This is a genomic window from Nesterenkonia sphaerica, assembly GCF_005771565.1.
Lineage (GTDB): Bacteria > Actinomycetota > Actinomycetes > Actinomycetales > Micrococcaceae > Nesterenkonia > Nesterenkonia sphaerica.
The window spans coordinates 227214-252577 of sequence record NZ_VAWA01000002.1; the positions used below are offsets into that span (position 1 = coordinate 227214).

At 63.1% G+C, this 25364-nt stretch carries 20 protein-coding genes; 11 read left to right on the plus strand and 9 right to left on the minus strand.

The window, feature by feature from the left end:
• Positions 1 to 6 precede the first annotated feature (6 nt).
• The 4 genes from FEF27_RS02560 to FEF27_RS02575 all read left to right on the plus strand — a co-directional run bounded on the left by FEF27_RS02560 (position 7) and on the right by FEF27_RS02575 (position 5900).
• Complete coding sequence (locus FEF27_RS02560) at positions 7 to 858, plus strand: DUF3710 domain-containing protein (RefSeq protein WP_138169251.1); 852 nt, start codon at positions 7 to 9, stop codon at positions 856 to 858.
• Positions 855 to 1523 (plus strand): DUF3159 domain-containing protein, encoded by a 669-nt coding sequence (locus FEF27_RS02565; RefSeq protein ID WP_138169252.1) that lies wholly within the window; start codon positions 855 to 857, stop codon positions 1521 to 1523. The genes FEF27_RS02560 and FEF27_RS02565 overlap by 4 nt, the downstream gene beginning before the upstream one ends.
• Positions 1520 to 2935, plus strand: a complete 1416-nt coding sequence (locus FEF27_RS02570; protein WP_166429886.1) for a class I SAM-dependent RNA methyltransferase — start codon at positions 1520 to 1522, stop codon at positions 2933 to 2935. The genes FEF27_RS02565 and FEF27_RS02570 overlap by 4 nt, the downstream gene beginning before the upstream one ends.
• Positions 2936 to 3059: 124 nt before the next feature.
• Complete coding sequence (locus tag FEF27_RS02575) at positions 3060 to 5900, plus strand: aconitate hydratase (RefSeq protein WP_138169254.1); 2841 nt, start codon at positions 3060 to 3062, stop codon at positions 5898 to 5900.
• A 142-nt stretch (positions 5901 to 6042) separates the two neighbouring features.
• On the opposite strand, the gene FEF27_RS02580 is transcribed toward FEF27_RS02575, so the two are convergent.
• Together FEF27_RS02580 and FEF27_RS02585 are read right to left on the minus strand one after the other, a co-directional pair.
• A complete protein-coding gene (locus FEF27_RS02580) occupies positions 6043 to 9306 on the minus strand; it encodes a DNA polymerase III subunit alpha (RefSeq protein ID WP_138169255.1) in 3264 nt (1087 codons plus the stop codon).
• The gene (locus FEF27_RS02585; RefSeq protein ID WP_243728979.1) at positions 9303 to 9767 is read right to left on the minus strand and encodes a hypothetical protein; all 465 of its coding nucleotides are present in this window, start codon (positions 9765 to 9767) and stop codon (positions 9303 to 9305) included. The genes FEF27_RS02580 and FEF27_RS02585 overlap by 4 nt, the downstream gene beginning before the upstream one ends.
• Positions 9768 to 9984: 217 nt before the next feature.
• Between FEF27_RS02585 and FEF27_RS02590 the strand changes: the two genes are divergently transcribed.
• From FEF27_RS02590 to FEF27_RS02605, 4 genes are all read left to right on the plus strand, one after another.
• The gene (locus FEF27_RS02590) at positions 9985 to 11574 is read left to right on the plus strand and encodes an NAD-dependent epimerase/dehydratase family protein (RefSeq protein WP_138169256.1); all 1590 of its coding nucleotides are present in this window, start codon (positions 9985 to 9987) and stop codon (positions 11572 to 11574) included.
• 129 nt (positions 11575 to 11703) lie between these two features.
• A complete protein-coding gene (locus FEF27_RS02595) occupies positions 11704 to 13410 on the plus strand; it encodes a catalase (protein WP_138169257.1) in 1707 nt (568 codons plus the stop codon).
• Positions 13411 to 13425: 15 nt separating this feature from the next.
• On the plus strand, positions 13426 to 14670 hold the full coding sequence (locus tag FEF27_RS02600; protein WP_138169258.1) for a D-arabinono-1,4-lactone oxidase: 1245 nt from the start codon (positions 13426 to 13428) through the stop codon (positions 14668 to 14670).
• Entirely contained in the window at positions 14670 to 15077 is a 408-nt protein-coding gene (locus FEF27_RS02605; RefSeq protein WP_138169259.1) for a sensory rhodopsin transducer, read from the plus strand. Before FEF27_RS02600 ends, FEF27_RS02605 begins: the two co-directional genes overlap by 1 nt.
• Before the next feature lie 11 nt (positions 15078 to 15088).
• Here the strand turns inward: FEF27_RS02605 and FEF27_RS02610 are convergent, their stop codons facing one another.
• From FEF27_RS02610 to FEF27_RS02625, 4 genes are all read right to left on the minus strand, one after another.
• A complete protein-coding gene (locus FEF27_RS02610) occupies positions 15089 to 15358 on the minus strand; it encodes a DUF7218 family protein (protein ID WP_138169260.1) in 270 nt (89 codons plus the stop codon).
• A 5-nt stretch (positions 15359 to 15363) separates the two neighbouring features.
• On the minus strand, positions 15364 to 16263 hold the full coding sequence (locus FEF27_RS02615) for an SDR family oxidoreductase (RefSeq protein ID WP_138169261.1): 900 nt from the start codon (positions 16261 to 16263) through the stop codon (positions 15364 to 15366).
• Between the two features lie 30 nt (positions 16264 to 16293).
• Positions 16294 to 17487 carry an alcohol dehydrogenase catalytic domain-containing protein gene (locus FEF27_RS02620; protein ID WP_138169262.1) on the minus strand — a complete coding sequence of 398 codons (1194 nt, stop codon included), beginning with the start codon at positions 17485 to 17487 and terminating at the stop codon, positions 16294 to 16296.
• 108 nt (positions 17488 to 17595) lie between these two features.
• The gene (locus FEF27_RS02625) at positions 17596 to 17976 is read right to left on the minus strand and encodes a DUF3054 domain-containing protein (protein ID WP_138169263.1); all 381 of its coding nucleotides are present in this window, start codon (positions 17974 to 17976) and stop codon (positions 17596 to 17598) included.
• A gap of 280 nt (positions 17977 to 18256) precedes the next feature.
• Here FEF27_RS02625 and FEF27_RS02630 point away from each other — a divergent pair, with 280 nt between their 5' ends.
• The 3 genes from FEF27_RS02630 to FEF27_RS02640 all read left to right on the plus strand — a co-directional run bounded on the left by FEF27_RS02630 (position 18257) and on the right by FEF27_RS02640 (position 20457).
• Positions 18257 to 18742, plus strand: a complete 486-nt coding sequence (locus tag FEF27_RS02630) for an NfeD family protein (RefSeq protein ID WP_138169264.1) — start codon at positions 18257 to 18259, stop codon at positions 18740 to 18742.
• A 29-nt stretch (positions 18743 to 18771) separates the two neighbouring features.
• A complete protein-coding gene (locus FEF27_RS02635) occupies positions 18772 to 20052 on the plus strand; it encodes an SPFH domain-containing protein (RefSeq protein ID WP_138169265.1) in 1281 nt (426 codons plus the stop codon).
• Between the two features lie 63 nt (positions 20053 to 20115).
• Positions 20116 to 20457 carry an RNA polymerase-binding protein RbpA gene (locus FEF27_RS02640; RefSeq protein ID WP_138169266.1) on the plus strand — a complete coding sequence of 114 codons (342 nt, stop codon included), beginning with the start codon at positions 20116 to 20118 and terminating at the stop codon, positions 20455 to 20457.
• A 7-nt stretch (positions 20458 to 20464) separates the two neighbouring features.
• Here the strand turns inward: FEF27_RS02640 and FEF27_RS02645 are convergent, their stop codons facing one another.
• Genes FEF27_RS02645 through FEF27_RS02655 form a run of 3 tightly spaced genes read right to left on the minus strand, consistent with a single transcriptional unit; the run spans position 20465 to position 25347 of the window.
• Entirely contained in the window at positions 20465 to 21205 is a 741-nt protein-coding gene (locus FEF27_RS02645; protein WP_138169267.1) for a polyprenol monophosphomannose synthase, read from the minus strand.
• Between the two features lie 10 nt (positions 21206 to 21215).
• On the minus strand, positions 21216 to 22400 hold the full coding sequence (locus FEF27_RS02650) for a hypothetical protein (protein WP_138169268.1): 1185 nt from the start codon (positions 22398 to 22400) through the stop codon (positions 21216 to 21218).
• Positions 22372 to 25347: a DEAD/DEAH box helicase gene (locus FEF27_RS02655; RefSeq protein WP_138169269.1), complete on the minus strand. Its 2976-nt coding sequence runs from the start codon at positions 25345 to 25347 to the stop codon at positions 22372 to 22374. Before FEF27_RS02655 ends, FEF27_RS02650 begins: the two co-directional genes overlap by 29 nt.
• Positions 25348 to 25364: the final 17 nt, after the last annotated feature.

Genomic DNA, 25364 nt, shown 5'->3' on the forward strand with positions numbered 1-25364 from the left:
AGTTTCATGCTCTTCGGCAAGAAGAAGAAGGATCAGCCGCAGCAGCCGGCGACCATCAAGGAAGCCCTCGCCTCCGAGTCGGACGCTGACGAGTCTGAGGTCGAGATTACCGAAGCTGAGGTCACTGACAACGGTGACGCGGTCACCGGCGATCAGGAGGCAGTGACCGACTCCGCTGCGGAAGAGCCTGCCCAGCAGAACCGCCCCCCTGCCTCGACGTTCACACCGGGCCAAGGCCCACACGACGCCAAGGAGGTGGACACCTCAAAGGGTTACCTCGACTTTGGCGCCATCCTGGTTCCGGCCGCCCGGGGACAGAAGATCCGGCTGGACATCGACCAGAAGACCAAACGCGTGGTGTCGCTGACCATCACCATCGGCCAGGCCAGTATTCAGCTGCAGGCCTTCTCGGCGCCTAAGTCGGGCGGAGTCTGGAAGGACGTGCGCGAGCAGATTCAGGAGTCGGTGACCAAGCAGAAGGGTCGCGCCCGAGTACTCGAGGGCCGGTTCGGCAAGGAGCTGCACGCACGCGTGCCGACGGTGCTCAAGGATGGGCGTCAGGGGTGGCGGGCAGCGCGCTTCATCGGCAGCGAAGGCAGCCGGTGGTTCCTGCGCGGGGTCATCGGGGGCCGCGGGGCATTGGACCGCAAAGCCTCCGCCGGAGTCGAAGAGCTCTTCTCCCGCATCGTGGTGGTCCGCGGGGAGGACCCGCTCCCGCCGCGCGAACTTCTGAAACTTAAGTCACCGGAGGGGGCAAAGCGCGTGGCCGCCAGCGCACAGCGGAACCGCGCAAATGGGGTCGCTGCGGCCGGGCAGGGCGGTGACTCCGGCGCGTCCCGCGACGGCAAGAACCCATGACCTCGCAGGAACCCCTGGGGCAGCAGCTGTCGGATTCGGCAGCGCGCAGGCTGAGCACCCGCGAGGACGGCTCACTCGACGTCATGGGTTCGGTGGGCGGCTGGCGAGGCATCATTGAGGCTGCACTGCCTGCCACCAGCTTCCTCACCGCATACCTCGTTGTTGGCGACCTCCCCCTTGCCATCATTCTTGCCATCGCCGTGGGTGTGCTCTTTGCAGTGGTGCGCATTGCGCAGCGGGGGAGCCTTGTGCAATCTCTCTCCGGCCTGGCCGGGGTGCTGATCTGCGCTGCCTTTGCGCACTTTTCGGGTGAGGCCCGCGGGTACTACGTCCCAGGATTCTTCATCAACGTCGCTTACATTGTGGCGCTGGTGACCTCCATTGCGGTGAAGTGGCCGCTGATGGGTGTGGTCTTCGGCGTCATCCGGGGTGAGGGTATGCAGTGGCGGCAGGACGCCCTGCGCCGGCGCAGCTATGCGGTGGCCACGTGGCTCATCACCGCGGTGCTGGCCTCTCGCCTGGCGGTGCAGCTGCCGCTGTACTTCGCTGATCACGAGACAGCTCTGGGTGTCACCCGTGTCGTCATGGGGGTCCCGCTGTACGCCTTCGCCCTGTGGTTGGGATGGATGATCACCCGGGAACGCGAGCCGAGCCGAGCCCAATGACCGGACACCAGATACTGACGCTGACGGTGGGACAGATGTCCCACGGCGGTCACTGTGTCGCCCGGCATGAAGGCAGAGTTGTTTTTGTCCGCCATGCGGTTCCGGGGGAGACGGTGCGGGCGGTGGTGACCGATGGGACCAGCTCCTCGCGCTTCTGGCGTGCCGATGCGGTCGACGTGCTGGATGCCTCGGATCATCGCCGCCGCCACCCGTGGAAGCAGGCCGACGCGCTGCGCGCCTATGATCACGGTCAGCCGCCGGTGGGTGGTGCCGACTACGGTCACATCACTGACATCCATCAGCGACGGCTGAAGTCCCAGGTCTTCCGCAGCACCATGCAGCGGATCGGCGGCATCGATATCACCACTCTCGACACTGAGCATATGGGTCCCGAAGGTGACCTCACCGTGGAGCACCTGCCTGGGACGGATGCCGCTGGGATGCATTGGCGCACCCGGGCAAGTTTCAGTGTCTCCGGGGGGTCACTGGCCATGAAACCCAGCCGGTCGCACGAACTGATTCCGCTGCGGTCTATGCCGTTGGCAGTGGAGTCGGTGGGCGCCTCGGGCATCTTCTCCTGGAGCTTTGCCGGGGCCCGCAGCGTCGATGTGGTGGCCCCCGGGGGGGACCAGCCGCTGGCGCTGGTCGTCCGACTGGAGGGGGCGAGCGATTCGGAGGCCGCCGCGGGTCTCGAGCGACGGCTGCTGGACCTCGCTGATTCCACACCCGGCATCGCCAGCATCATTCTGGCTTCCGAACGGGCCTCTGCCCGCAAACCACGTCGGTACAATCAGCTGCAGCCGGCGCTCATAGACTATCGCGTGCTCACCGGGGAGCCCACGATCGAAGAACCGCTGCCGACCCCGGTCAACGGCCGCGCCGCGGTGACCTTGGCGCCGGAAGGCTTCTGGCAGATTCACCGCAGCGCGCCCAGTGCTCTGGTGAGCACCGTGGACCGCATGGCGCAGTTGCCACCTGGCGGATCGGCCATCGACCTTTACGCCGGTGCCGGGCTCTTCACTGCCTGGGCCGCCTCCAGGACGGGACCAGCAGGTCAGGTCCTCTCGGTAGAGGCCGCATCGCCGACCTCCGACGCCGCGCGGGCACTGTTCGCCGGCATGAGCCACGTGGAGGTCGTGCAGGCGACCGCCGAGAGCACTGCCAGCCGACTGACCACTACCGATCTGGTGGTGCTGGATCCGCCGCGTGCCGGTGCCGATAAGCGAGTCCTGACCGGGATCGACGCCGCAAACCCGGGACAGATCATTTATGTCTCCTGTGACCCGGCGTCCTTTGCCCGCGATGCCAAAGCACTCTGTGACCTCGGATGGGTCCTGAAGGATATTGCGCTGCTGGACCTCTACCCGAACACCCACCACATGGAATCGGTCGCCCTGTTCGAACGCTCCTGAAGGGTGTGTGTCGGCGGTGAGCCTCACCTAAGCCGCCCGGCCCAGCGGTATGAGTAGGATGGTGAGCGATGAGCGCGCACCCAAGCGCTGTGGCAGCCCTCCAACAAGACTAAGGAGTCTAAGCGTGAGCACAGTGGACAGTTTCGGAGCACAAGGCGTACTCAACGTCGACGGCGCCGATTATGAAATCTTTCGACTCAACACGGTTGAGGGTCACGAATCCCTCCCGTACAGCTTGAAGGTGCTGCTGGAGAATCTCCTGCGCACTGAAGACGGTGAGAATGTCACCGCTGAGCACATCAAAGCCCTCGGGCAGTGGGACGAGACAGCCCAGCCAAACACCGAGATCCAGTTCACCCCCGGGCGGGTCCTGATGCAGGACTTCACCGGCGTGCCCTGCGTGGTGGACTTGGCCACCATGCGTGAGGCCGTGGCTGATCTCGGCGGCGACCCAGCCAAGATCAACCCTTTGGCACCGGCTGAGATGGTCATCGACCACTCCGTTCAGATTGACTCCTTCGGCAACGCCGATGCCATTGAACGCAACATGGATATCGAGTACCAGCGCAATGGAGAGCGCTACCAGTTCCTGCGCTGGGGTCAGACCGCGTTTGACGATTTCAAAGTCGTCCCTCCCGGTATGGGCATCGTGCACCAGGTGAACATCGAGTCCCTGGCCCGCGTGGTGATGACCCGGGAGGTCGGCGGGTCGCTGCGGGCGTACCCGGACACCTGCGTCGGAACCGACTCGCACACCACCATGGAAAACGGCCTCGGCGTGCTGGGCTGGGGAGTCGGCGGCATCGAGGCTGAGGCCGCTATGCTCGGTCAGCCAATCTCGATGCTCATCCCTCGTGTGGTGGGCTTTGAGCTCTCCGGCCAGATACCTGCTGGCGCCACCGCCACCGACGTGGTGCTCACTATCACCCAGATGCTCCGTGAGCATGGCGTGGTGGGCAAGTTTGTCGAGTTCTTCGGCGAGGGTGTGGCCGAGGTGCCACTGGCCAACCGTGCCACCATCGGAAACATGTCTCCGGAGTTCGGTTCCACTGCGGCGATGTTCCCGATCGATGAGGTCACCATCAACTACCTGCGGCTGACCGGACGCACCGAGGAGGAGCTCTCACTGGTCGAGGCCTACGCCAAAGAGCAGGGGATGTGGCACGACCCGGCGCGGAAGCTTCGCTTCTCCGAGCAGCTGAAGCTGGACCTCTCCACTGTGGTGCCCTCCATCGCGGGCCCGAAGCGTCCTCAGGACCGCATTGAGCTCACCGATGCCAAGGAACAGTTCCGCAAGGACATCCACAACTACGTCGCCGAAGAGACCGCCGCCGTCAGCGACGCGATCAACGGCAAGGCCGACGAAGCGTCAGCGGAGTCTTTCCCCGGCTCTGACGCTCCCTCCCACACCCCGGATGAGACTCAGGACCCGGCGGATAAGCCGCGGCAGATGGACCCCAATGCTGAACCTGTGGTGGGCCGTCCGTCGAATCCCGTCCCGGTGGCGATGCCCGATGGGCGCGAGTTCAATCTGGACCACGGTGCGGTGTCGATCGCCTCGATCACCTCCTGCACCAATACTTCCAACCCGAACGTGATGCTGGCAGCCGGAGTCCTGGCGCGCAACGCGGTCGCCCAAGGGCTGACGCAGAAGCCATGGGTGAAAACATCGATCGCACCCGGATCCAAGGTGGTCACCGACTACTACGAAAAGTCCGGGCTGATTGAGTACCTCGAGAAGATCGGGTTCTTCGTGGTGGGATACGGCTGCACTACCTGCATCGGCAACTCCGGTCCGCTGGAGGAAGAGATCTCCAAGACCGTACAGGAGCAGGACTTGGCTGTGACCTCGGTGCTCTCGGGCAACCGCAACTTCGAAGGTCGAATCAACCCCGATGTGAAGATGAATTACCTGGCCTCACCTCCGCTGGTGGTGGCCTACGCTCTGGCAGGCACTATGGACTTCGACTTTGAGAACGACCCACTCGGTCAGAACTCGGAGGGAGAAGATGTGTATCTGCGCGATATCTGGCCCGACCCCATTGAGGTCGAGAAGATCATTGAGGACTCCATCGACACGGAGATGTTCACCTCCAAGTACGGCTCGATCTTCGACGGCGACCACCGGTGGCAGTCACTGGACACCCCGGAGGGAGACACGTTCACCTGGGATGAGAACTCCACCTATGTGCGCAAAGCCCCCTACTTCGAGGGCTTGGAGCTGGAGCCGGCACCAGTGAGCGACATTGAAGGAGCTCGGGTGCTGCTGAAGCTGGGCGATTCGGTGACCACCGACCACATCTCCCCGGCTGGGTCCTTCAAGTCTGACACTCCTGCGGGGCGGTACCTGCTGGAGAACGGCGTGGAGCGCAAAGACTTCAACTCCTACGGCTCGCGGCGCGGCAACCATGAGGTCATGATCCGCGGCACTTTCGCCAACATCCGGATCAAGAACGAGCTGCTCGACGGCGTCGAAGGCGGTTTCACCCGTGACTTCACCAAGGACGGTGAGCAGGCCTACGTCTACGATGCGGCGATGAACTACCAGGAGGCTGGCATTCCGCTGGTGGTCCTGGGCGGCAAGGAGTACGGCTCCGGCTCATCCCGCGACTGGGCCGCCAAAGGCACCAGCCTGCTGGGGGTCCGGGCGGTGATCGTGGAGTCCTTCGAACGGATCCACCGCTCGAACCTGATTGGTATGGGTGTGCTGCCGCTGCAGTTCCCCGAAGGGGAGTCTGCAGAGACGCTGGGACTGACCGGTTTCGAGACCTTCAGCATCTCCAACATCACCAAGCTCAACGACGGTGAGATCCCGGAGACGGTGCATGTGACCGCTTCTCGGGAAGACGGTTCTGCTGTGGAGTTCGATGCAGTGGTTCGCATCGATACTCCCGGTGAGGCCAATTACTATCGCAACGGCGGCATTCTCCAGTATGTGCTTCGGCAGCTGGTCGACAGCAAGTGACCGGCTGAACCTGCGGGCGGGCCGACCCCGGACATTAGAGGTCCGGCCCTCGCCCTAGCATCACACGCAGGCGCCCCGTCTGGCTGCGGCCAGGTGGGGCGCCTGCGTGTGTGAGGGAGAGCATCAGCGTGTTCGTCAAGGCTCAGCTGCTGGACTCCTGCAAGTCCCAGGCCCGGGTGGCCTGAACGGTGACCGCTCGGGGGCCGGTGCGGCGTATCGTGCCCTCCGCCATGAGCATTCTGGCTGCGAACAGGGCCTCGCCTGTGTGAGCCTGACCTTCTTCGAAGAAGGACAAGTCCACCACCCCGGTACCGTCGTCCAAGGAGATGAAGACCACTCGTTTGCCTGAGGCCATCGGAGGCGTTTGGGTAGCGACTCGGATCCCCGCCACGCACACAGTGGCACCACTGCGCTGGTGCAGCAGATCCTTAGCAAAGGTGACACCTGCGCGGGTCAGCTGCTCCCAGTGCACGCTCATCACATGATCTGTGAGGTCCACACTGGTCAGGTCCAGTTCGGTGGCCAGCACTTCGGTGTCAGTCGGGCCCGGTCGGCTGGCAGGAAGGTTGCTGGTCTCCGTATCTGTCAGTGGCAGAGCCAGCTGCCCCGCCGCAAGAGGGGGGCGTCTCTGCTGAGCTTTCCGCTGGCCAGTGCGCTCGATCCACGCGAAGAGGTCATTGCGCCGGTTGCGAGCTGTTCCCGCGGAGAGGAAAGAGTCCAGCGCCCCCACTTTTGCCAGAGACTTCATGGTGTTGAACCGTGGCTTGGCGCGGTCCCGCAGATCGGCCAGTGAGTGGAAGGGCTGTTCTTTTTCGAGGCGCCGTATCTCAGCGGCGGAGATCCCTTTGAGCGTCGTCAGCGCCATGCGAATCCCCCAGGTGGGATCTGCCGGGGGCTCCAGGGGAGGGGTCGTCGGAAGCTTCTCCAGCCGGTAGTGCCCCTTCGATCGGTTCACGTCCATCGGAAGCAGGGGAATCTGGAGGCGGCGCGCCTCCGCGACCAGCAGCCGCAGGGGATACATCCCAGGGTCATGTTCAAACAGCCCGGTCATAAAAGCAGCCGGATAATGGGTTTTCAGCCATGCGGACTGGTAGGTGGGGACAGCGAACGCAGCAGCATGGGCCTTGCAGAAACCGAACGAGCCGAAGCTGGCCAACTGACGCCACACCTGATCGATCACCTCCTGTCCATACCCGCGCGCTGCTGTCCTGGTGCGGAAATAAGACTCCACCTCGGCGCTTGTGTGCTCCTGGGACAATGCGCGACGCAGCACATCCGCAGTGGCCAAGCCACAGTCGGTCATGGTGTCGAAGATACGCAGCACCTGCTCGTGATAGACGATGACGCCACAGGTCTCCTCCAAGATGTGGATGAGATCGGGATGTGGATAGCGAATGGATTCAAAGCCGTGGCGTCGCTCGAGAAACGGCCTGACCATCCCTGCCCCCATGGGTCCGGGGCGAAAGAGGGAGATATCGAGGATCAGGTCCTCCAGGGAGGCTGGAATGAGTTTCCCAATCAGCTCCCGCTGACCCGGCGACTCAATTTGGAAACAACCCAGGGTGTGGGTGGATTGGATCAGGTCAAAGGTCCTCTGATCCTGAAAACTGATCGTATTGAGATCGATGTGTTCACCGCTGGTGCGTTCTATCTCGCTCAGGCAGTGCGCGATGGCCGACTGCATGCGCACACCCAAGATATCGAGTTTGATGAAGCCTGCCGAATCCATATCATCTTTGCCGAATTGGCTCATCGGCAGGCCGGTGACACCGCTGGGCTGCACAGGTGTGAGCCGCAGCAGGTCTTTGTCACCCAGGATCACCCCACAGGGATGGGTGGAGATGTGCCGGGGGAGGCGGTCGAGACGTTCGGTGAGATCCACCAGCAGATCCAACTGCGTCCGCCCGGAGACCCGTTCGGTCTCAATGCGTTGAGCCAGCTGTTTCAATTCCGGCTTCTCTTCCAATGCCTGCCGGAACTCCCGGGCGGGGAAGCGCCACATGATTTCTGCCAGCTGATCAAGCTCCTCATCAGGAAGCCCCAGCGCCATGCCCGCATCACGGACCGCTCCGCGGATCCGATAAGCATTCTGCATGCTCATCAGAGTCACTCGTTCTCTGCCGAACCGGTCAAAGACTCGCTGATAGATCTCGTGGCGTCGCGCAGACTCCACGTCAATGTCAATATCGGGCAGCGTGGCACGGCGCTGGGAGAGAAACCGCTCAAAGATCAGCCCATGTGAGAGAGGGTCGATAGGGCTGATCCCCAAAGCATGGACCACCAGGGAGGAGACCCCAGAGCCGCGGGCTGCACACCGCACACCGAGCTCATGGATGAGCCGCACGACCTCCGCGACAGTGAGGAAATAGGAGGAGAATCCCAGCTCTTCGATGATCGCCAACTCGTGTTCCAGCCGCTGACGAACCTGAGGTTCCGCCAGCCGCTGGCCGAGACCCTGTTCGCACCGAAACCGCAGTTCCTCATCTGCAGGCCGCGCAATGCCGATCACGTGTGCCTCCGGGATCTTCGGCACCCCGTATGTCATATGTTCTGTGGGGTCGAGCTGGCAGCTGCGGGCCAATTCCTCGGTGACAGAGAGAATGTCTTCCGGATCGGCAGCCACTGTACTGGCATCACAGATCTCTGCGGCGAGGCGGTGCATCTCAGCTTCAGGTTTGAGCCAGCCCTGGTCATTGGGCTGTAAGGGCGCGGAATCCAAACTGCTGAGTACACGCACCGCATCCAGCACATCTGCTGTGGCCGCTTCATCGGCACGGCGCAGCCGTACCGCATTGGTCAGTACTGTGGGGACCCGGCAGGCGGCCGCAGCCGAGAGCATGCGGGCGGCATGGGCGGTGGAGAGTTCCTCACCCGGGGGAGCCAGATGAGAGACAAGTTCCACATAGACCGCCGCCCCGAGTGCCTGGCGCCATTGCCGCAGTGCTGTCCTGGCTCCACGGTAGTCTCGGGCCGCCGCCAGTCTGCCAATATCGGATTCGACCCCCAAAAGGATGAACAGCCGAGGTGACTCAGAGCTGGCAGGCAGTGACAGCTGTGCCAGGCGCGCACGGGAAAGTGCCACTTCCGGGCCGCTGGTGACCGCCGAGGTGCCCTCATGGGCGGCTGAGACGGCCTGACACAGCGCGGTGTAACCGGCTTTGCTGCCATGGGCCAACACAGTGACACGTCCATGATCCTTCACCGCAAGGTCTGCTCCCAGAAGGGGCTTCAATCCGTGCTCAGTGCAGGCATCAATATGTTGGACTGCCCCATAGAGGCCGTCCCGGTCGGTCAGGGCCAAGGCTTCGGCTCCTCCGGCGGCTGCGGCCGCTGCCAGCTCCCCAGGGGTGGCTGTGCCGTAATGGCTCGAGAAGCAGCTTGCCACATGGAGGTGGGTGAAGGTCATTCCACCGCCTCGGTCTCCTGCGGAGACGCGTGGATGCGCAGCAGCCGCCACCGCTCAGCCGGCACACTTCTGCCAAGATCCACGGTGCTCCGCTCCGCGGTGCACGGGTCCTGTATTTGAATCCGCCACACCTCCTGGGACACCAAACCGGCCCGTCCTCGTTCGGCGCGGGCGTCCTCAGCCCACCAACGGCGGCGTGCGAACCAGCGGAGAGGTTCGGCGATCACGTCATAACCACGTTCGCGCCACCACAAGTGCACCGGAAGGCCCCGCTCACTGAGGACCACGTCCACATGCTCGGTGATCCGCTCTGCAGACGGTTCGGTGACCTCTTCGGATGACCTCCTCTGTGCATAGGCCGCAGCTGTTTCTGCCGAGACCAACCGTGTCACCGTAGGAGGTGAGCCGAAGCGTTGCCGCAGCTCCAACGGTGCGGAGGGAGAATGAAGATGTGCTGTCATTGTCAGGCTCCTAGCATCATGGCGCGAACCTGATGGGAAGCGCGGAGCACCCATCGTATTCGAACATAGATTCGATAGCAATGCAGAGCTTATGTCCCACCCTGGAGACGCTCCCATTCCCTCTGCAGGCACCACACACGCAGCCGCTGTCCGGGGAAAGCTCAGGTCAGCGTGGTCGGCTGAATAAGAGAGCAAACACGCCAGGGGAGGAGAGCATATGCGCGTCGTTGTTGTGGGAGCTACTGGAAACGTCGGTTCTGCCGTGCTGGAGGAACTCTCTGTCCGCTCGGAGATCACCTCAATTCTTGGGCTTGCCCGACGTCTGCCGGATGCTGAGGCTGAACCGTTCTGCCATGCGGAGTGGGACAGCGTGGATATCCAGCACCCGGAGTCCACAGCAGCCCTGACCGAGCTTTTCTCCGGTGCAGATGCGGTGATCCATCTGGCGTGGCTGATTCAGCCAAATTCCCAGCGGGAGCTGCTGCGCCGGGTGAATGTCCACGGGACTAAGCACGTCCTTCAGGCCGCAGCCGAGGCTGGTGTGGAGAGAATAGCGGTGGCCTCCTCCGTGGGGGCCTATTCTCCAGTGGAGGATGATCACCCACGTGACGAATCTTGGCCCACGGAGGGCATCCCCGGCTCGCACTACAGCGAGGACAAAGCAGCCCAAGAGCGAGTGATGGATGCGTTTGAGGCGCAGCATCCGGGAACAGCCCTGGCGCGGCTCCGTCCCGGACTGATCTTCCAGGCCGGGTCGGGATCGGAGATTCAGCGCTACTTCCTGGGACACCTGGCCCCGGTGCAACTTTTGACCATGGTGCGGCCACCGGTGGTGCCTATGCCCAGCGGCATCCGAGCTCAGGCAGTACACGCCCGCGACGTCGCCAAGGCCTATGCCGAAGCGGTCATTCAGGGCGCTCGGGGCGCATTCAATATTGCCGCCGATGATGTGCTCACCGGTGAAGCACTCGCCTCTGTGATTTCGGGTCGCGAGGGTAAAGCCAGCATCACTGTACCGTTTGCGCCACTGAAGCCGCTGGTCAGATCACTTCACCGCGCACGGCTGCTGCCCATGGATGAGGGGTGGCTGGAAATGGCACGCCGGGCACCGATTATGGACATCTCACGTGCCCGGTCCACATTGGGATGGAATCCGGAATACTCCGGCACCGAGGCTTTGAGCGAGATGTTGGAGGCTATGGCAGACGGAGCCGGACGCGGCTCGATCCCGCTGCGCCCCCGCAGCATATCCGCCTTGACCGAACACCCGCTGCCGGCTGAGGACCATCAGCTTCCCTCCGGGATCGATACCGGCCTGCTGCGCAGCTACATGGCTGATCATCTGGCAGGTGCGACCGCAGGACTGAATCGCATCCAAGCGATGGCAGCCGCTTTTGAGGACACGCCTGTCTACCCGGAGCTGTCCCAGGTGGCAGAAGCTGTCGGCTCAGAACATCAGTGGCTGAGCCGGCTTATCCAGAGTCAGGGGTTTTCGCGCCCGGCAGTGGCCGCCCCGGCGCTGTGGCTGGGGGAGCGGCTGAGCAGGGTCAAACCCTATGCCAGGCCGTTGAAGCGGTCTCCGGCGGCTTTGGTGCTGGAGACCGAGTTGATGTTGGGAGCTGTCACCGCCAAGCGTCAAGGGTGGGAGGTGCTTTCTGACTATGCTGCGGAGCTCGGAGTGGATCGTGCAGTGTTCGAGCAGCTGATCGAGGCTGCGGATGACCAGCGGGAGCATTTGCATCGGGTTCATGCCTATGCTCGCCCCAGAGTCTTCCGCACCGACCATGCAACGCTGTCCGAGGAGTGAGCCACGGTCTCCCTTCAGCTTCGACCGCGGCGGAGGCTGCCTCATCAGGGGCTATCACTTTTTTGAGATACTCGTAAAAAGGTTAGGCTGAGGATGTCCGTCCCACCACATGGGGAACAAAGGAGTGCTATGACTGACGACCCAATACTCACTACCCGCCAGGGTCACCCGGTGCCGAACAACCAAGATCAGCGCACGGTCGGCTCTCGAGGGCCGGCCACGCTGGAGAACTACCATTTCCTGGAGAAGATCAGCCACTTCGATCGCGAACGCATCCCGGAACGTGTGGTTCACGCCCGCGGGTTCGTGGCCTACGGCGAGTTCGAGGCCACCGGCAAGATCGGTGATGAGCCAGCATCGACTTACACCCGGGCTCGACTCTTTCAGGAACCAGGGAAGACCACGGAACTGGCGGTTCGCTTCTCTACTGTCATTGGTGGCCGGGACTCCACAGAAGTCGCCCGGGATCCGCGCGGTTTCGCCGTGAAGTTCTACACCGAGGACGGGAACTGGGACCTGGTGGGCAACAATCTGCCGGTGTTCTTCATCCGGGACGCCCTGAAGTTCCCCGATGTGATCCACTCGTTGAAGCCCGATCCGATCACCTTTCGGCAGGAGCCCAACCGCATCTTTGACTTCATGAGCCAATCTCCAGAGTCAATGCACATGCTCACGCATCTGTTCAGCCCCCGGGGGATACCAGCGACCTACCGTCATATGGAAGGTTTCGGTGTCAACACCTACAAGATGGTCAACAATCAGGGTGAGACCGTCCTGGTGAAATATCACTGGTTGCCCCGCCAAGGGGTGGCCTCACTGACCGAGGGTGAGGCGGCCAATGTCCAGGCCCAGGAACTGGGATCGGCATCGAAGGACCTCTACGAAGCCATCGAACGCGGGGACTTCCCACAGTGGGATCTGTATGTGCAGCTCATGGAGGACCACGCCCACCCAGAACTTGAGTGGGACCCGCTGGACGACACCAAGATCTGGCCCGAAGACGATTTCCCGCTGAGACACGTCGGAACGATGACCCTGAATAGGAATATTCAGGACTTTCACAATGAGAACGAGCAGATCGCCATGGGCACCGGCGTCCTAGTGGACGGCCTGGACTTTTCAGACGACAAGATGCTGGTTGGTCGCACTTTCAGTTACTCCGATACCCAGCGCTACCGAGTGGGCCCGAACTACCTGCAGCTTCCGGTGAATTTCCCCCAGGGCGTTAACGGAAAAGTCCACACTCACCAACGCGGTGGTCCGATGAGTTACCACACGGATATAGCACCGGGGCAGAATTCCCATGTCAACTACGAACCCAGCATGCACAACGGGCTTCAGGAGGCGCCAAGAAAGCCGCACAATCCGCCCCAGGTCAGTGGCCAAGTCCAGCAGTCCACCATTGAGCGCACCAACGATTACGTCCAGGCTCGTGGGCGGTACAGCACCATCGAAGATTGGGAGCGCGATGAGCTTGTCACGGTCATGGGCACGCTGCTCTCAGATTGCGAGCCCGATGTCCAGCAACGCATGGTGTGGCACTTCTTCATGGTTCATGACGATTACGGCAAGCGGGTCGGGGAGCAACTGGGACTCTCCGCCGCCGACGTGGCCCACCTCAAGCCCCTAGCTGCCCAGGACTTCACTGATGCCGAAAACCAGCGGCTGAAGAGTCTCGGCCACAACGGCGACTCCTTGGATGCTGCTCAGTGGGGCGGATGGACCTCTTCGGTGAAGGACCATCAGGTCACCGCGGAGGATGTGCTGTCCGGCAGCTTGGGTCAGCTGGAGTACACCAAAGACAAAGCGACAGCAGACGCAGCCGCTCAGTCCTAGGCGGGGGAGTGATGAGTGGCACAGGAATTTAGGAACTGGTCCGGGTCGATCAGCTGCACTCCGGCGACCATCGCTGCCCCGAAGAGCGTCAAGCAGCTGCGCACTGTGGTCACACGGGCCGCCAGCCGCGGGGCGACGGTGCGTCCGGTGGGATCGGGTCATTCCTCGACCCCCATTTTCAGCACCGCGGATGTGCTGCTCTCCTTGGACAAGCTGACGGGGATGACCGAGGTCGATGCCGAGGCCGGCTGGGCCAAAGTGCTACCGGGGACAGGTCTGCGGGACCTGGGGGAGCAGCTGGCCCAGCATGGATTGGCCATGGAGAACCTCGGTGATGTGGACTATCAGTCCATCGCTGGCGCCGTCTCCACTGGTACTCATGGGTCGGGCATTACGCTGGGAAATCTCTCCTCGACTGTCCTGGGCGGCCTCCTGGTCAATGGCAGGGGAGTGGAGATGCCCTTCGGCCTCGACGCCGGCGTCCCGCGTGAGGACCTGGATGCCGACCAGCTGCTGCGTGCCGTGCAGGTCTCGTTGGGGTCGCTGGGCGTCCTGACCTCCCTGACCCTACGGGTGGAGGAAGCTCATCACCTTCACCGGCTGAACTGGATCACCCACATTGATTGGGTGCTGGAGAACTACGCCGAGCTGGTCAGCACGAATCGCAGCATGGATTTCTATTGGTATCCGCGCAGCGACCTCGCCCAGGTGCGCACTCTTAATAAGCCCGGCGATGAGCCGGAGCTGACGCCGCGGGGCGAGCCCTACAGCGAACTGAAGAAGGACGTCACCGGACCCAATTATGAAATTATTCCCAACGATCGGATGCTCCGCTTTGAGGAGATGGAGTACATGCTCCCGTTCGATCCGGAACTTACGGCCTTCCGTTATGTACGGGAACGGGTGAAATCAGCGCACCGCGCTGAGGTGGGTTGGCGGGTGCTGGTGCGCACAATTGCCCCTGATCACGCAATGCTGTCGAATACTGAGGCGGAGTACCGGCGGGGAGCGCCGTCAATGACGATCGCTCTGCTGCAAAACAACACCCTGCCGTTCCAGCGGTACTTCGATGACGTTGAACCCCTGTTCTGGAGGTTCGAAGGTCGCCCTCATTGGGGGAAGAAGCACCGGCTCAAGGGGCCTGAGCTGGCGGCGCTGTATCCGCAGTGGGACTCATTTCAGGCCATCCGCAAGACTTTGGACCCCGAAGCTGTGTACATGAACGACTACCTGCGCGAGCTGTTCGGTGAGGAGATGTGATGGCCCTGTCGTGGAAGAACGAGAACGACGCTGCCAGCGGCTGGGGAGGCAGGAGGTGGGTGTTTTCAGCCGGGTTCACCCCCAGTCGAAGCACCGGGTTCGAACCGGACTTCACCTCACGGAATACGCTGTGCCTGCTCAACACGGGGAACGAGCCAGCCTGCGTAGAGCTCACCGTGTACTACGAGGACGCGGAGCCGGTGGGACCCTACGAGATTCTGGTCGATTCCCAGCGCGTCAAGCACCAGCGCATCAATGATCTGATCGACCCGGAAGCGGTCCGCCTCGACCGTCCCTACGGGCTCATGGTCGAGTCCGATAAGCCGGTGGTCGCACAGCTTTACTACTTGGACTCACGGAACGGAAACCTGGCGGTCTCGCATCTGAATCCGCTCCCATTGCCGTAACTGACGCAGAGTCAGTGGTTGCGCAACATGTCGATCAGCTCATCCTTGTTCTTTTGGGAGTAGCCGGTGAGGTCGAGCTCCTTGGCTCGATCGCGGAGCTCCTCCACCGTCCAGTCCTCGTACTGAGGGGACGTGCCTCCCTTCTTCCCTTGGGTGGAGCGCCCCTCCTGATTCGCGGAGTTGGCGATGCGTGCGGCCTTCTCCTTGGAATACCCCTGCTCCTCGCGGAGCTTTTCATAGAGCTCTTCGTCCTTGACGCTGGAACGTTTCTGCTCAGCCATAATTCTCATCCTCCTGTAAATGGTTTGCCCCCGGTGACCGGAATCACCGCGCCAGAGGTGTAGCTGGCCTGCTCCGAGGCCAGGTACACGTAGGCCCCAGCAAGCTCGGCCGGTTGACCCGGTCGGCCGGTGGGGGTGTCCTGCCCGAATTCCTGCACTTTGTCCTCAGGAAAACCTGTGGCTGGAATCAGGGGAGTCCAGATGGGCCCCGGAGCCACCGCGTTGACCCGGATGCCTTTGGTGCCCAGCTCGGTGGCCAGCACTTCGGTGAAGGCAACTTGGGCGGCCTTCGTCATGGCGTAGTCGAAGAGCGGGGGAGCAGGCCCGGCAGCCTGGATCGAGGTGGTCGTAATAATCGAGGCACCCGGCTGCAAGTGGGGCACCGCGGCTTGGGCTACGGCGATATGCGAGACCAAGTTGGTGCCGAAGACCTTCTCGACCTCTGCCATAGGGGTGTCGGCAAAGTCAGTGCGCGCGCGCTGATAGGCCGCATTGAGCACCACGACGTCGAGCCCGCCCAGTTCCTCAACCGCGGTCTGGACCAGCTTCTCGGCCGCCCCCTGCTCAGTGAGGTCCCCCGGACACAGTGCCGGCTTCTGTCCCGCTTCACGAATGAGGTCCGCTGAAGTCTCAGCGTCTGCCTGCTCCTGAGGGAGGTAGCCAATGGCCACATCAGCGCCCTCGCGGGCATAAGCCAGGGCCACCGCGCGTCCGATTCCGGAGTCGCCTCCGGTGATGAGGGCCCGTTTGCCCTTCAGTCGGCCGGAGCCCACATAGCTGTCTTCACCGTGGTCGGGCCGGGGGCTCATCTCTGAGGTCAGCCCTGGCTGGCCGGTGTCGGCATGGGCGGGTAGGTCATGGTCGTGATGTTTGGTCCGGGGGTCGTGCTGTGCTTTGTCAGTCATAATGCTCCTTTGATGTCAGCGGCGGCGGTCTCAGCGCACGGGTTGTGGTTCCAGGACGACCTTGATGCACCCGTCTGCCTTCTTCTGGAACATCTCGTAGGCCTCCGGGGCTCGGTCCAGGGGGAGACGGTGGGTCACGAAATCGTCCACCCCGAGCGGATCACGGGGGTCCTCAACCAGCGGGAGGAGATCGTCCACCCACCGTTTGACGTTGGCCTGGCCCATAGTGATCTGGATCTGCTTGTCGAACAGCGAAAGCATCGGCAGGGGGGAGGCTTGACCCCCGTAGACCCCGGAAAGACTCAATGTGCCTCCGCGGCGGACCAGATCAATTCCGGTGTACAGCGCAGCCAGTCGGTCCATTCCAGCTTTGCCCATCACTGACTGCCCGAGCTTGTCGGGCAGGTACTGCACTGTCCGTTGGGCGAACTTCGCAAAAGCGGACTGCGCGTCGCCGTGGGCTTCCATCCCCACAGCATCGATCACGGCGTCGGGGCCGCGGCCCTGGGTAGCCTCACGGATCGCGGTCAGTGAGGCGTCAGTATTGTCATGGACCAGGATGCCCTGCCGGGCTGCCATCTCCCGGCGTTCGGGCACCGGATCAATGGCGTAGACGGTCAGTCCCTGATGCTGCGCGATGCGTGCGGCGAACTGTCCGATGGGGCCCAGCCCCAGTACCGCCACCGAGTCTCCGGGGGAGCGGTGAGCGTAGGCCACGGCTTGCCAGGCGGTGGGCAGGACGTCGGAGAGAAACAGATACCGGTGGTCCGGCAGCTCATCACTGACCTTGATCGGGCCATAGTCGGCATGCGGCACACGCAGGTACTGGGCCTGTGCCCCGGGGACGGAGCCGTACAGCTGGGAGTACCCGAACAGCGGTGCCCCGGAGCCTTGGTCGCGGACCTGGGTGGTCTCGCACTGGGTCTGCAGCCCCTTGGCGCAGAAAAAGCAGTCGCCGCAGGCGATCTGGAAGGGAACCACCACTCGGTCGTCCGGCCGGAGATTGCTGTCCGGCCCCGCCTCCACCACGCGACCCATCGGCTCATGGCCAACAATGTCTCCTGGAGTCATAAAGGGACCCAGGACTTCGAAGAGGTGAATGTCGGAGCCGCAGATAGCGGTGGAGGTGACTTCGATAATGGCGTCATTGGGCCGTTGGATGGTGGGGTCCGGAACGGTCTCGACAGAGGCTTTGCGGGTTCCTTGCCAGGTCACAGCTTTCATGGCGTCCTCCTTGAACGGTGAGGTTGACGCGGCGTGCTTCGAACCATTCCTACGTTAGCGACATCTGCCTGGAGACTCTCTGGACATAAGCCGAAGGTTTGGGCAGAGTCACCGAGGGTCCGCGGCCTCGGGCTGCGCCGCAGCCAGCCAGCGCGCGGTGACCAGCCGACGGGCCAGCAGAAGAACGCCCAGTGTGCCCGTGGCCACCAGGATGAAGGAGAGCTCAGCACCACCGTCGGTGAAGAGCACCCGCAGCGACAGGCCCACCACCACGGTAAGGATTACTGCGACCACCCCGGCGGGCCAGACCTGAGAGGGCCGCGTCCACGATGAGCTCAGCAGCCAGGCCAGGACAAGTCCGGCCAGGAACGGCCAGGCGGTGCCGCTGACGGCCGCTGCCGAGAGCCCACTGTCATGCGCGTAATTGCCGGCGATCGCGAACAGCACCACCAGCACGGCATCGGTAAGCAAGAGTGCAGCGGAGACCATGCAGCCAGATTACAGTCACGGTCGACGACGCCTCGGCCACACCAAAAAACCTTGTCGAGGTTGTGTGCCCTCGGTTCCATACTGCGAATGATCGCCCTCGCCCTCCCGACAACCTGACATAATGTAGATTATCGGACTAATGTATGGTGGCGGGGCCGCCCGCCGAAGGTCCGGTCTGCCCACCGCGCAGGGACAACCTCGACGTTGCCCGGTTCTGCTCGCTACAGTTGGTGGACAAGGTCTGGGAGTACGCCGGGACCGCAGAACCGGGAGGTTGAGCATGATCGAGTGGTTCGGCGAAAACCTCTGGGCGGCGTGGCTGGCACTGACGTTCGTGCTCGCCGTCGTCGAGTCTTTTCTGCTGGACCTGATGTTCCTCATGCTCGCGGTGGGCGCACTGGCCGCCATGATGGTCTCACTGGCCGGTGGCGAACTCTGGATGCAGGTGGTGGTGGGCTCGGTGACCGCTCTGCTGATGTTGGGTGCGGTGCGGCCCATTGCTCTGAAGCACCTGAAGAAGGGCTCGGCCGAGCAGCTGACCAATATTGACCGCATGGCGGGCATGGAAGCTCAGGCCCTGGAAGCCGTCACGGAGCTATCCGGGCTGGCCGAGGTTGACGGTGATACATGGACAGCCCGCGCGGCCGGACCGTTCCAGATTGAGCCTGGCACCCCCGCAGTGGTGGAATCGGTGGACGGAGCCACCGTCTACCTGAAGCCGACCTCCAGCATTCAGTGGGATGATCCCCAGACCCGTGAAGACTGACCCGCAACCCAAAAGGACGGATGGCAGACATGCCTGAAATTGTCGTAATCGTGGTACTCCTGGCGCTCGTGGCCTTCGTGGTGGTGGTGCTCGCTCAAAGCGTCCGCATCGTTCCCCAGGCCCGGGCTGGCATTATCGAACGGCTCGGAAAGTACCAGCGCACCCAGGGTCCCGGCCTTACGCTGCTGGTGCCGTTCATCGACCGGCTGCTTCCGATGTTGGACATGCGCGAACAGGTGGTCTCCTTCCCGCCCCAGCCTGTGATCACTGAGGACAACCTGGTGGTCTCCATCGACACGGTCGTCTACTTCCAGATCACTGACCCCAAGGCCGCCACCTATGAGATCCAGAACTACATCGTTGCCGTGGAACAGCTGACCACGACCACGCTGCGCAATGTGGTGGGCGGGATGAACCTCGAAGAAGCCCTGACCTCGCGGGACCAGATCAACTCGATGCTGCGCGGTGAGCTGGACAAGGTCACAGGACGCTGGGGCATCCGAGTCGCCCGAGTGGAGCTGAAGGCTATTGACCCCCCGCACAGCATCCAGGACTCCATGGAGCAGCAGATGCGGGCGGAGCGCAGTCGCCGCGCCGCCATTCTCACCGCAGAAGGCAACAAGCAGTCCTCCATCCTCAACGCTGAGGGTGAGCGTCAGGCCGCGATTCTGCAGGCTGAGGGTGACGCGCAGTCAAGAATCCTGGCCGCCAATGCGGAGGCCCAGGCCATCGAGACGGTCTTCAACGCAGTGCACGCCTCTGAGCCAAGCCCGGAGCTGCTCTCCTATCAGTACCTGCAGACACTGCCAGAGATGGCCAAGTCCGAGTCCAATACGATGTTTGTCATCCCGGGTGAGTTCGGCGAAGCCCTGAAGTCACTGTCGGGCGCTTTCGGCAGCAAAGACGACAGCAGCGGCCTCTCCTTCGAAGAGCGCGAAAAGGCACTGGAATCCCGTGCTGAGCGTCTGCGGAAACGTCGCACGGAAGAAGCCTCTGGTGCCACCGGCAGGCCTGGGATCTCTTCAGCGATCGCTGATCTTGCCGAATCAGCCCGGTCCACCTCGGTGACGGATGACCATTCGAGCTACTTGAGCTCCAAAGAGCTCGAGGAGGAAGCCCGGAAGGCCGAGCACGGCAATGCCAGCGCGGCCCGAGGCTCCGGCGTGCCGGGGCTGGAAGAGGACAGTGCAGCAGCCCTGCGGCGCGTAGCGGAGACCGCTCCCCCGGTGGAGGAGCCTGATCTCGATCCGGACCACCTCCCGGAGGAGCCCGAGGACGGCCCTGCCACCTCCCACGAGCGGAATAACTGAGCCGCCGACGCCGTTGGGACGGAAAGAGTACAGCCCTGTCCAGCTAAGTCAGAAGGAGCAGCCATGAGCGACCGCAGCCTGCGCGGAATGCGCCTGGGCGCCCAGTCCATGGAGACCGAGTCCGGTGTCGAACCGGCACCCCGACAGAACGTCGATTACGTCTGTGAAGACGGTGAGAAGATTACCGTCACCTTCGCCGCAGACGCTGATATTCCGGCCACTTGGACGTCCTCTGCGGGGAAAGTCGGGGTGCTCGCTGAGGGTGAGGCCCCTGCCGCAGAGCCGGATAAGCCCGTGCGCACCCACTGGGACATGCTCCTGGAGCGCCGCAGCGAGGAGGAGCTTGAGGAGATTCTCAACGATCGGCTGAAGATCCTGCGCGGAAAACGCGGCGAAAAAGTCTGATCACGCGCTATCGGCTGAAGGCCCTGGCTCTTGCGGCCAGGGCCTTTGCGCGCGCGGAGAGCCCCCACTTGGTGACATTGAGCACCGCTTCGGCCACAATATCTCCGCTCATCTTGGACTCTCCCAGCGTCCGCTCCACAAAGGTAATCGGCACTTCCTTGATGGTCTTTCCCAGCCGGGCAGTGCGGAACGTCATATCCACCTGGAAGCCGTAGCCCACCGACTCGATAGCGCCGAGGTCGATCTCCTCCAAGAGACTGCGGCGGAAGACCCGGAACCCGGCGGTGATGTCGCGCACCCGCAGCCCGAGGAGAACTCTCGAATACGTGCTTCCAGCCCGTGAGATCAGCTCTCGGTGGAGGGGCCAGTTCACCACAGAGCCGCCGCTGACCCACCGCGAACCGATCACCAAGTCGGCCTCATCCACCGCACCCAGCAGGTCCGGCAACTGTTCAGGCTGGTGTGAGCCGTCGGCGTCGAGCTCCACGAATACGTCGTACTCGCGGGCCAGCCCCCAGGAGAAGCCCGCGAGGTATGCCCCGCCTAAACCGTTCTTCTGGGTTCGGTGCAGGACGTGAATCTGAGCATCCTGTGCACTCATCTGGTCAGCCAGCTCCCCCGTGCCGTCGGGGCTGTTGTCATCGACGATCAGCACATCAGACTCCGGCACGGCTGCCCGCAGCCGGTCCACCACAGTGGGAAGGGAGTCGATCTCGTTGTAGGTGGGGATGATGGTCAAGGGCTTCATGGTTTCCAATTTACCGCCCCTGGATGACAGTGCTGACCAGTCGGGGAAGCGTTTCTCCGTCCAGGTGCGGCAGCAGCGGTGTGCGTGCTCGAGTGTCCGTGCTCCACGCCGAGATGGTGGATCCCGGGGTCTGGACTGAGAGCTGCTCGACCTCCCAGACGCAATAAGTGGCTTCGGCGCCGAGACTGAGCTGGCCGCCCAGCGGCGGCGCATCCGGCAGTGAACGGTATGCACCCCTGGTCTGAGCGTTGAACCCGGCTCGCGCAGACACGGGATCGCTCGGTTGGTAAACGTGATCTGTCACCAGCTGCCATGGGTTCTGCCCCTCAGGTGGGGCAGCTGAGGTCGGCACGCCGACGCTGAGGGCTGTGGCCAAGTGCCCCGGGCCTGTGAGCAATACGTGAACTCCAGTGTTGAGCAGGCCTTCCCACTGGGCGCGGTCGGCGGTGTCGAATCCCACCAGAACCGTCGGAGTGGCAGGCGAGGGTCCTTGTTTCAGCTCCCGAAGGTGTTTCTGCGAGGTGACTGTCGCGTCGACGACGACGCTGGGCTCGGTGGCGGTACATTCCAGCAGCAGCTGCCGTCCTGCTTCGGCACACCATGAGCGCACTCCTAACAGGTTGGGCAGGATTTCCCCGAAAGTCAGCTGAACTGCCGGTGAGCGGCCCGGCAGCTCCCATGCCTCGAGGAGGTCCAGGAGTGTATTGACCGGACCGATGGAGGGGGCACCTCCGTCGGCTTCTACCCGGTGGAGGTGCAGCACCGGCCACACTTCCACCGGGTGCCCGGCAGCAACCTGGAGTGCCTCTACCAGGTGCTGGCCTGTGATGGCACTGCGTTCGGCGGTAATGTCCTCAACCGTCAGGTCAATGCGCAGGCGCAATGCCGAATAGCCGAGGTGGTGAGCGGCGACATCAAGCACGTCAGCTACAGTCCCGGGGCTGAGCTCACCGAGCGTCAGCCCGGCCACCCCCACGAACCCGGGAGCGAGGAACCCGCGATCTAGATCAGAGGTGACCAGGCCCGCGTGCTGCATCTGCTCAGCAGTCTCGTCGGACCCCAACCAAGCAACCTGGCCCCTTTCCACCATCATCGCCTCGGCATACGGTTCCGCCGTGGAGTGAACGGTGGCGTTGAACAGCAGCTGCGGGGGGTGAGGTGCAGGCTCAGAAACTGTCGAAGTTATCGTCGTCAAAATCTTCCTCAATGGATTGATAGGTCACCGAGGAGTATGAGACCACTCCTCTGGAAATCAGGTCAACGGCTTCCCGGCATCGATTCGCGAATTTCGCACTCGCGGTGGGCACCGCAGACAGTTGGTCCAGCACATCAATGCACTGCTTGGCCCAGCGGACAAAATCACCCGCGGCAAGGGGAGAGTCACTCAGCGCCGTTCGAAGGCTCTCACCGGCCGCCCAGTGGTACATCGGCACTGCGAGCCCCAGCTCCGGGGCGGCAGTCGGCTCAAGATGGTGCCGTTTCTCCAGGGATTCAAGCTCAGCGTGAACTTCAATCCCGGCCCGCACCGCCTGAGCGAGTTTCTTCGAGGGCAGCTGCGGCATCGCCCCTTCGTCCTCCCGCTTGGCTTGGTAGACCAGCAGAGTGGAGTAGGACGCCAGCTCCTCGGCGCTGAGCTGGCTGAGCACTCCTCGATCCATCAGTAACTCGGTCAAGAGGTCACGTTCGCCGTAGATCCGGCGAAGCCGCTGTCCGCGCTCCGTGACCAGAAATTCCTCAGCGTCGAACTCCTCCGGCAAGGGATCAGCGGCTGGCAGCATGTCCTGATCAGCGGCCTGGAGGTGGCCCAGTTCGAAGAGTACGCCGCACACTCGGTCAAAGGTCTTGGCGATAGACCCAGTGCGCCTGTCGATCTTGGCCTTCAACTGGTCGGTCTCCCGGCGCAGCTTCCACCATCGGTCGGCCCACCGGGCGTGCGTTTCCCGATCTGGGCACGAATGGCACGGGTGCCGGCGCAGGTTCGCCTGCAGCTCTTCCACCTCGAGACCATCCTCGCTGCCTCGGTCCTCGCTGAAGCTGAAGCCCGGCTGCGGTGCGCTGCTGCGTGGGGGTCTGCGGTCCCGCAGTGCGCTGCGCATGGCAGAGGCCAGATCCCGCCGGATTTTCGGCACCTTCACCTGGGGCTTCCGGGGCAGTCGGATGCTGGTCAGCACTTCAGGCGGCTGGGAAAAATCTTCGACGGTGACGCTGCGCAGCTTCCCATCGGAGGTGATGACACCGGGGCGCGGGTCGTGTTCCGGAGCGGAATGGACCACCAGGCACTCGCCCAGGCGGCGGCGACCGCCCACCTCGATGACGTCTCCGGGCTCCAGTGCGCTGAGCACGCGAACGACCTCTCTGCGTCGCTGGCGGGACCGGGCCTTCGCCTGGTCCTTCTGCTGGGCGTTGAGCTTCCTGCGCAGCTCGTCGTACTCCACGAAGGAGCCCAGGTGACACGTCATGGACTCCTGGTAGCCGGCCAGTGAGGCCTCACGTTTGGCCACGTCTCGGGCCAGTCCGACGACAGCCCGGTCAGCTTGGAACTGCGCGAATGAGGACTCCAGGATGGTGCGGGCTCGTCGGCGCCCGAATTGGGCGGTGAGATTGACTGCCATGTTGTAGCTGGGGCTGAAGCTGGAGTTCAGCGGGTAGGTGCGTTTGGAGGCCAGCCCGGCCACTTGGCGGGGGTCCATGCCAGGCTGCCAGATCACCACCGCGTGGCCCTCCACGTCGATTCCGCGGCGTCCGGCGCGACCTGTGAGCTGGGTGTACTCCCCCGGCGTAATGTCTTGGTGGCTTTCCCCGTTGAACTTGTCCAGCTTCTCCAGCACCACCGTTCGGGCGGGCATGTTGATCCCCAATGCGAGAGTCTCGGTGGCGAAGACAATTTTCAGCAGACCTTCAGCGTAGAGATTCTCCACCAGCTCTTTGAAAGGGGGGAGCATGCCAGCATGATGGGCGGCGACGCCGTTGATCAGGGCCTGCCGGAAACTGTCAAAGCCGAGCACGGACAGGTCCTCCGCGGGCAGCTCCCATCCCATCTCCTCAACCCGGGAGGCGATTTCCTTCGACTCCTGAGAGTTGGTCAGTCGGATGCCGTGATGCAGGCACTGCTCCACGGCCGCCTCACATCCTGCCCGGGAAAAGATAAATGTGATGCACGGCAGCAGTCCATCGCGGTCCAGTGCCCGGATCATGCGTGGACGGCTCAGGCGGGGCGCCCCCTTGGGCGAGCCGGAGAGACGTGAGACCTCTCCCCCAGCCTGCTGGCCAGCAGGGCCAGCGCCTGCACGCCGATCGCGACGGCCCCGGCCCCGTCCCCGATGTCCCCCCGAACGCCGAGAGGCAGGAGCCTGGGCGAAGTGGGCCAGCCGTTGGAGTTCCGGATTGACAAGTTGGGCCTGGACTGGCGCCTCCGGCGCCCCTCCACGCTCAGGCCCAGGATCAGCGCTGTCATGCGGCGAGTCCAGTACGAACAGGTCGTGAAGCTGGTAGTCGACCATCATGTGCTGCCACAGCGGAACCGGACGGTGCTCAGATACCACCACCGCAGTCTCGCCGCGCACCGTATCCAGCCACGCGCCGAACTCTTCGGCGTTGGACACTGTGGCCGACAGGGCTGCGACCTGCACCGCCTCAGGAAGGTGAATGATCACTTCCTCCCATACCGCACCGCGGAAACGATCAGCCAGGTAGTGGACTTCGTCCATGACCACGAAGCCCAAGTCTTCGAGGGTCAAGGAATCCTGGTACAGCATATTCCGCAGCACCTCGGTAGTCATGACCACCACCTCAGCCTCGGAGTTAATTGAGGTGTCCCCGGTGAGCAGGCCCACACGTTCCGGGCCGTAGATGTCACGCAACTCCTGGAACTTCTGGTTGCTCAGCGCCTTAATAGGCGTGGTGTAGAAGGCCTTTTTCCCCAGGGCCAGGGCAAGATGGACGGCGAATTCCCCCACAATGGTCTTACCTGCCCCGGTGGGAGCTGCCACCAGCACCGCTTTTCCGGCCTCGAGGTGTCGGCAGGCCTGAAGCTGGAACTCGTCGAGCTCAAAGGATTGTCTCGACTTGAACGCGCCCAGCTCCGTCTTGGCCTCCGCCGCGCGTCGTCGGGATTCTGCGTAGCGCTGGGCCGGTGAACTCATAGCGGTCTCGGTTCCCT